9 protein-coding genes and 1 riboswitch are annotated in these 7,235 nt (G+C 35.9%); of the genes, 1 reads left to right on the forward strand and 8 read right to left on the reverse strand.

Features of this window, described 5'->3' with window-relative positions:
• The 8 genes from N4A40_05790 to N4A40_05825 form a co-directional block, all read right to left on the reverse strand.
• On the reverse strand, positions 1–820 hold an 820-nt coding region (locus tag N4A40_05790), incomplete at its 3' end, for a cache domain-containing protein (protein ID MCT4661357.1).
• A gap of 188 nt (positions 821–1,008) precedes the next feature.
• The gene (gene tsaD, locus N4A40_05795; protein ID MCT4661358.1) at positions 1,009–2,037 is read right to left on the reverse strand and encodes a tRNA (adenosine(37)-N6)-threonylcarbamoyltransferase complex transferase subunit TsaD; all 1,029 of its coding nucleotides are present in this window, start codon (positions 2,035–2,037) and stop codon (positions 1,009–1,011) included.
• A 12-nt stretch (positions 2,038–2,049) separates the two neighbouring features.
• Positions 2,050–2,736, reverse strand: coding sequence for a YIP1 family protein (locus N4A40_05800; GenBank protein ID MCT4661359.1), 687 nt, complete (start codon positions 2,734–2,736; stop codon positions 2,050–2,052).
• A gap of 21 nt (positions 2,737–2,757) precedes the next feature.
• On the reverse strand, positions 2,758–3,213 hold the full coding sequence (rimI, locus tag N4A40_05805; protein MCT4661360.1) for a ribosomal protein S18-alanine N-acetyltransferase: 456 nt from the start codon (positions 3,211–3,213) through the stop codon (positions 2,758–2,760).
• Positions 3,194–3,895 (reverse strand): tRNA (adenosine(37)-N6)-threonylcarbamoyltransferase complex dimerization subunit type 1 TsaB, encoded by a 702-nt coding sequence (tsaB, locus tag N4A40_05810; protein ID MCT4661361.1) that lies wholly within the window; start codon positions 3,893–3,895, stop codon positions 3,194–3,196. Before tsaB ends, rimI begins: the two co-directional genes overlap by 20 nt.
• Positions 3,896–3,897: 2 nt before the next feature.
• On the reverse strand, positions 3,898–4,362 hold the full coding sequence (gene tsaE, locus N4A40_05815) for a tRNA (adenosine(37)-N6)-threonylcarbamoyltransferase complex ATPase subunit type 1 TsaE (GenBank protein ID MCT4661362.1): 465 nt from the start codon (positions 4,360–4,362) through the stop codon (positions 3,898–3,900).
• Between the two features lie 136 nt (positions 4,363–4,498).
• Entirely contained in the window at positions 4,499–5,107 is a 609-nt protein-coding gene (locus N4A40_05820; protein ID MCT4661363.1) for an ECF transporter S component, read from the reverse strand.
• A gap of 105 nt (positions 5,108–5,212) precedes the next feature.
• Positions 5,213–5,325: riboswitch (FMN riboswitch) on the reverse strand.
• Between the two features lie 80 nt (positions 5,326–5,405).
• Positions 5,406–6,572, reverse strand: coding sequence for an amidohydrolase (locus tag N4A40_05825; GenBank protein ID MCT4661364.1), 1,167 nt, complete (start codon positions 6,570–6,572; stop codon positions 5,406–5,408).
• A gap of 173 nt (positions 6,573–6,745) precedes the next feature.
• Here N4A40_05825 and N4A40_05830 point away from each other — a divergent pair.
• Positions 6,746–7,235 (forward strand): hypothetical protein (locus N4A40_05830; GenBank protein MCT4661365.1); only part of this gene is annotated, 490 nt, incomplete at its 3' end.

The raw sequence follows: 7,235 nt of genomic DNA on the forward strand, positions 1-7,235 counted from the left end.
CATCTACATACATTGATGTCATAACATACCAGCCCAAGCTATCTATCTTTTGGTAAACTACATATTTGTCTCGAGTTTTGCCCTCTGAATTTGTAAAGCTATAGTCTATTGTTCCGCTATCTTCTTTAGCTATAGCTTGCTGAATTTCGGCCTGATCCATATTACTACCTATTCTGCTCTCATCAGGATGTGAAATAACAGTTCCATCTCTTCCTAGTATAAACACATAACCATCTTTTCCAACTTTTATCTGTGAAATTTCATCAGCCAATTCTTCTAATATGATACTCATACTTAGAACCCCTTGGAAATTTCCATTTGTATCTTTTGATGGTACTGCACCTGCTATAGTCCATTTTTTACTAACTGCCCCTAAATAAACATCAGTCCAATACGGACCATTATTTTCCATAACCCCTTTGTACCAAGCTCTCTGCCTTGGATCATAATCATCTGCAAATTCATATTGTGGTTCAATGTGAATCGTTCCATCTGGAAGACCTATAAATGCCTGTGTTACCTGTTCAAAATTGTCAACATATGTCTTAAAAACGTCTCTTCTCCACTGATTAAATCCAACTTCTCCAATAGTTTTCGTATTTCCACTATCTGCTACCATCTTAAGCCCTGACATATATCCCTCGAATTGAACATCTATAGCCTCAGCTATTTCTTTATTCAATTCAAAATGATCATGTCTAAGTGAATCTGATAGTACATCCGCTGAATTGATATAACTAAATATTCCTAGACTGGCAACTGACAAAATAATAAGTATAGATATAATCCCTATTACCTTCTCTCTGATACCTATTTTCATAAATACTCCTCCTTCTGCCCTCATAATATAATTTCTCTGTTTTATCTTTACCCCCTTTAGATGAATTATCACAGTGAAACTTTTTAACCATGATTGATAATTGACTAAAAAAAGAGCTCGATAATCCTCATATTATCAAGCTCTTAAACTACTTCAGTTATTAAATTAAATCACTTTATATTTACAAATTAATATCGCTTCTCACCAAGTTTTAGATTTGGAACTGCATTTAGCGAAAGATTCCCACGCTCACCTTTCAAATATTCATAGTATGCAGCGCATCCTATCATAGCAGCATTATCTGTACATAAAACTCTCGATGGATACAATATTTTAAAACATTCTTCTTGACCACGCCTTTCCATCTCATCTCTAAGCCCTTGATTAGAAGCTACTCCACCTGCTATAGCTATTGTTTTGTGACCATTCTTCTTCGCTGCACGAATAGCTTTTTCTACCAATACTTCAACTACAGATGCCTGAAAACTAGCTGCCAAATCCGCTTCGTTTATAGCTTCATCTTTCATTCGTTTTTTGTTTAGATAGTTTAGTACTGCTGATTTTAGACCACTAAAACTAAAATCAAAGCTACCTTTTTCAAGATATGCTCTTGGAAAATCTATAGCTTCAGGATTTCCTGTTTTTGCAAGCTTATCTATTAGCGGCCCTCCTGGGTATCCTAGACCAACTGCTCTTGCAACCTTATCAAACGCCTCGCCAGCTGCATCATCTCTAGTTCTACCCATTATTTCATATTCACCATAATCTTTTACATTTACTAAGTGAGTATGCCCTCCAGACACTACAAGACAAGTAAATGGTGGTTTTAAATCTTTGTGCTCTATGAAGTTTGCACAGATATGACCTTCTATATGATTTACTGGAACTAATGGCTTTTTCAAAGCATATGCAAGTGCTTTTGCTGTAGAAAGTCCTACAAGCAATGCTCCCACAAGCCCCGGACCATAAGTAACTCCTATGTGATCTATTTCTTCAAATGTAACTCCAGCTTCCGTAAGTGCCTCATCTATAATATAATCTATACATTCTATATGTTGTCTCGACGCAACTTCCGGCACTACTCCACCAAACTTCTTATGAGTCTCAATCTGTGATGCTATTCTATTAGTTAGGACCTCTCGTCCATTTCTAAGTATAGCTATAGATGTCTCATCACAAGACGATTCAATAGCCATAGTCAACAATGTTTCATTCATAATTTTCACTTCCTATATTAAAATATCCGTTCCATAATGGTAATTCATATTTTGAAATCCAGCTTTTATTCCAATCCAAAGTATCCATGGACAAAGTACTGCAAATGTACCTCTCTTTTTATCAACATCAAATATCTCAACTATACCAATAATCATTAGTATTTGATAAAGTATCACAAATGGGTCTATCTGAGCTAAGAAATAATAAATAAAATCTCCTTCAAACCCAGTCATCATACCAGCTAAACTGAGGCTTGCCTCTATATCTCCCGTAGCTATAACAACCAATATTTTTCCAATCAACATTGGCATATAAGAATATAATGCTATAGAATACGCTGTTTTAACGCTACCTACTCCACCCGCCATAGTTGCGAGTCCTGCAACTAGTGCAGCTTTAACCAAAAGTTCAAGCAGTGGTCCATAAACAAATGATGCTACTCTAGCTATATATGCCTGATCTATTTGAGCTAATGAAGGAGCTGTTCTATCCAAGTTTTCATAGAATTTAAGTGTTTCATTTACATATGCCTGCTTGTCGATAGATATATATGCCAACACACCCATTACTATAGCTATAATAATCATAGGCACTAATATATTTATACTTTGATGTAATTTTTGAAAAAACTTCTTTGGATTAGTTGCAAGAAGTTTAAATCCCTCTAAATAGTCAAACTTAGTTCTTTTATCTTTCATATCCAAAACCTCCAAGTTAGTCTAATATTCAGTTTCACCTCTCCACATAATAAGAGCATCCTCATGTGTATCAGTATAATATCCTTTGCGTACTCCTACTCCCTTAAAATCAAAACCTTCATACAAATTTATTGCAACTTCATTATTTACCCTAACTTCTAAAGTCATTTTTTCTATGCCTTCACTTTCACATAAATCAATAAGTGCTCGCACTAGTTTCTTTCCAACACCATGTCCTCGAAAATCTGGATGAACAGCTACATTTGTGATATGTCCTTCATCTACGATAAGCCATACCCCACAATATCCCACAACCTTACCATCTATAATTCCAACTACATACCTTGCAAGTCTATTTTCTCTCAGTTCCTTTTCAAATGCATCTCTAGACCACGGTGTGTGAAAGGAAAGTTTTTCGACTTCCAATATTCCATCTAGATCCTGCTCCATCATCTCTCTAATTTCCATGTTTTTCATCGTACTCTCTCTCAGCTTGAGACTTTCTAAGATAATTAGGAACCAATTCTAAATGAGTTTGTATCTTGCCTTCTTTTATCCTATCTGCAGCTACCTCTGCTACAGATGATGCTTTTGGCATATTTACATAAGCTCTTGCAAACACTGCCTTGCCATCAATTCCACTTTCAAATCTATCTCTAAATTTTATGCTTCCATCTCCGCAAAAATAAACTATATCCTCAGACTTTAATCTCTCTATCAAATCATCAATTTGCATAACATCTTGATCCATTACAATCTCTAATTTGTTATTTTCCCATCTATATATAGCTGTGAACACTCTATCTCTTCTCGCATCCATTATCGGAACTATAATTCCATCCACATATGGTAGGTTATATGCAAGTGCTTCCATAGCAGGAATTCCAACTACGGACTTTCCAAGTGCATGAGCTAATGCCTTAGCTGTAGCCACTCCTATTCTAAGCCCTGTAAAAGATCCTGGTCCAGTTACAACTGCAAAATAATCTACACTCTCAATCTCTAGTTCTGATTCTCTCATCATCTCTTCTATCATTGGCATAAGTGTCTGTGAATGAGTCATTTTGCTATTTGATACCCTCTCATTTACAAGTCTTCCTTCTTCCCAAAGTGCACATGTTGCCACAACACTTGATGTATCTATCGCTAACACTAACATTTTTATAACTTCCCTTCTATACTTTCTATCAACTTTTCGTAATTTTGTCCTTTTGCTTCAAGTTCAATTGATCGCTCGTCCATATCGCCGGTTCTCAAAAGACGAATCTCCAAACGGTCATTTGGAAGTGCATCTTCCACTAAATTTGACCACTCTATGATACAAACTCCATCGCTATCTATATAGTCTTCATATCCTATGTCATATAGTTCATCACAATCTCCCAATCTATAAACATCGAAATGATATAGCGAGATTTCTCCATCATATTCATTTATTATAGTAAATGTAGGACTTGTTATATAATCAACTATTCCCATTCCCTCTGCTATACTCTTGGTCAATGTAGTTTTTCCTGCCCCTAAATCTCCACTAAAGCAAAGCACCTCACCGCCAGACAAACTTTCACCTATAGCTTTCCCAAGTTTAGCTGTATCCTCTGGGCTAAAACTCTTATATTCAAACATATTTTCATCCTTTCAATATTAACAATTCAATTCGCACACTTTCATCCCCATATTATATAATAACGGTGAAAAAAAATAAATAGCTAGTGAAATTTTGCAAAAGAAAAAGGGATGCATCGCATCCCTAATATATAATCTACTTGTGAAGTATTCCAGATAATCTCTTATAGAGTAACATAGTACAAATAGAAACCACTATACCCTTTAATAGATTAAATGGAACTATTGCAAATAATATAAATGTCTTGAAATCACTTACTAAACTATTGACCTCTGCTCCCATAGATACATACATTTCTATATTAGCTCCAAATAATTTAGCATAAAACGGAATTAAGAACACATAATTAGCTACTGATGCCACTATCGTCATAACCAAAACTCCAACTACAAGTCCTTTAACCGCTGACTTAAATGATTTATTCCTGTGATATATAAATGCAGCAGGATAAACTAACGCAACTCCTATAATGAAATTCGCAAGTTCTCCAACACCCGCAGTAGAAGTGCCCTTTAAAACCATATGCAATATGTTTTTAACTAATTCAATCATAACTCCTGCAATAGGGCCTAATGCAAATGCACCTATAAGTGCTGGCAAATCACTTAGGTCTACCTTCAAAAATGGTGGTGTAAACCAAAGCGGTGCTTCTAAAAACATAATTAAAAATGCAATTACTGATAATACCGATACCTTTACCATCCATCCTGTAGTCCATATTTTTTTCTTTTCGATTCGTTCCATATCATTCTCCTCCTAGTATTTCAAGGCTTATGATTTGGGAAGTAGGTTATTGAAAATAAAAATACCCCTGAGAAAAATCCTCAGGGGCAAAAAATTCAATCACCATAAATCCTTCTCACATCCAGACTTTACTGTCGGTACTGGAATCTCACCAGTTCAGCTTTCGCTCGCGGACTATAACCGCCGGTCGGGAATTTCACCCTGCCCTGAAGAATCGCTATTTACGAATAGACGCACTGTCCATTCTATTATGTTTAAATTATGTCACAGACTAAATATTTTGTCAAGTATAGGCTTGCTATATTTGATTATATACAATTTCTCCATTTATCATAGTGAGTCTTGTCTCATAATGTAAATCCATTAACGGATTACCATCAAACACTACTAAATCCGCATCTTTTCCCTCTTCAATACTTCCAACTTGATCGTCTATGCCGAGTATCTCTGCTGGATTTATTGTGATAGCTTTGAGTGCTTCCATCTCATCCATGCCCGCTTTTATTGCTAAAGCTGCACAAAGACTCAAATATTCCTGCGGAATTACAGGTGAATCTGTCATTATAGCTACTTTAACTCCGGCTCTTTGTAAATCTCCAGGAGTTTTGAAACTTTTATTTTTTAGCTCTATTTTCGTTTTAAAACCAAACGAAGGACCAACTATAGCTGCAAAGTTTTCTTTACCCAATTCTTCTGATATTAGCGATCCATCTGTGCAATGATCTAGTGTAAGTTCTACACTAAATTCTTTCGCTATTCTTATAGCTGTGAAAATATCATCAGCCCTATGTGCATGAGCTTTTAGTGGTATCTCATGATCCATAACCGCTTTCATTGCCTCTAATTTCATATCAAACTCTGGTTGATGCTCTGAAATACCAGCTTCAAAATCATCAACTTTTTTTGCATAATTTTTAGCTTTATGAAGCGTCTCTCTAAGAATAGATGCAGTTGCCATTCTAGTCATTGGCGATTTTTTGAGTGCATTATAGCATCTCTTAGGATTTTCACCAAATGCAATTTTCATGGCTGCTGATTCCTTTACTATCATATCATCAACTCTATTTCCATAAGTTTTTATGATAGCAAATTGCCCACCGATAACATTCGCACTACCAGGACCTGTCGCAACACATGTAACTCCAGCTTTGTATGCATCTTCAAATGACTCATCCATAGGATTTATTCCATCTATAGCCCTAAGCTGTGGTGTAACTGGATCTGTTATTTCATTTCCATCGTCACCTTCAAAACCCATATTATTTTCAAAAAGTCCTAAATGACAATGTGCATCTATAAATCCAGGCATAATATTCTGTCCATGAACATCTATTACCCTACACTCATTTGGAATATCCAACTCTTCTCCAACTGATATTATCTTACCTTCATCTATTAGAACAGTTCCACGCTCTAATACTTTGCCAGTCATCGTATAAACTCGACCATTTTTTAATGCTAACATGATTTTCCCCCCATCATTGTTTATGATTATAAGTATCTCTATACCCAATCAATATCAAAATACTATCTTTATTATTACTCTATCACAAACACTTGCTTTCAGCTAGTATTTGTTTTAATTCTTGATTTTCCGGGTATAATAATAAAGAAGAATGCTTATAGGAGGTGCTTTATTTGAAAAAATTTAATTTACTACTCATTATCGCCCTGGTATTTCTGCTCACATCGAGCGCATTTGCTCTCGGAGCAAACAGAAGTTTTGTTTCTAATAACTTAGAAAAAACTTTTGATAAGCCTGAAAAACCGGATAAACCAGAAAGACCGGACAAGCCGGACAGACCAGACAAGGGAGATAAAGACGACGACAAAGATGATGACAGAGACAAAGACGATGACAGAGACAAAGATGACGACAGAGACAAAGACGATGACAGAGACAAAGACGATGACAAAGACAAAGATGACGACAGAGACAAAGACGATGACAGAGACAAAGACGATGACAAAGATAAAGATGACGACAGAGGCAAAAACGACGACAGAGGCAAAAGAAAACCAAAAGATAAGATTGAACCTAGCGATGAATCAGAACCACAAGATGCTGAGGACAGTAGCTCTAACGAGGAAAATGCTACGCGTAGCGAATTAGAACAAATAAGAGAAA

Source organism: Tissierellales bacterium (genome assembly GCA_025210965.1).
Lineage (GTDB): Bacteria > Bacillota > Clostridia > Tissierellales > JAOAQY01 > JAOAQY01.

Bases quoted from the DNA above. Each gene is read 5' to 3' on its own strand.
- N4A40_05820 (MCT4661363.1), bottom strand. From the start codon at position 5,107: ATGGAACGAATCGAAAAGAAAAAAATATGGACTACAGGATGGATGGTA.
- tsaB (MCT4661361.1), bottom strand. From the start codon at position 3,895: ATGTTAGTGTTAGCGATAGATACATCAAGTGTTGTGGCAACATGTGCA.
- tsaE (MCT4661362.1), bottom strand. From the start codon at position 4,362: ATGTTTGAATATAAGAGTTTTAGCCCAGAGGATACAGCTAAACTTGGG.
- tsaD (MCT4661358.1), bottom strand. From the start codon at position 2,037: ATGAATGAAACATTGTTGACTATGGCTATTGAATCGTCTTGTGATGAG.
- N4A40_05825 (MCT4661364.1), bottom strand. From the start codon at position 6,572: ATGTTAGCATTAAAAAATGGTCGAGTTTATACGATGACTGGCAAAGTA.
- N4A40_05800 (MCT4661359.1), bottom strand. From the start codon at position 2,736: ATGAAAGATAAAAGAACTAAGTTTGACTATTTAGAGGGATTTAAACTT.
- rimI (MCT4661360.1), bottom strand. From the start codon at position 3,213: ATGAAAAACATGGAAATTAGAGAGATGATGGAGCAGGATCTAGATGGA.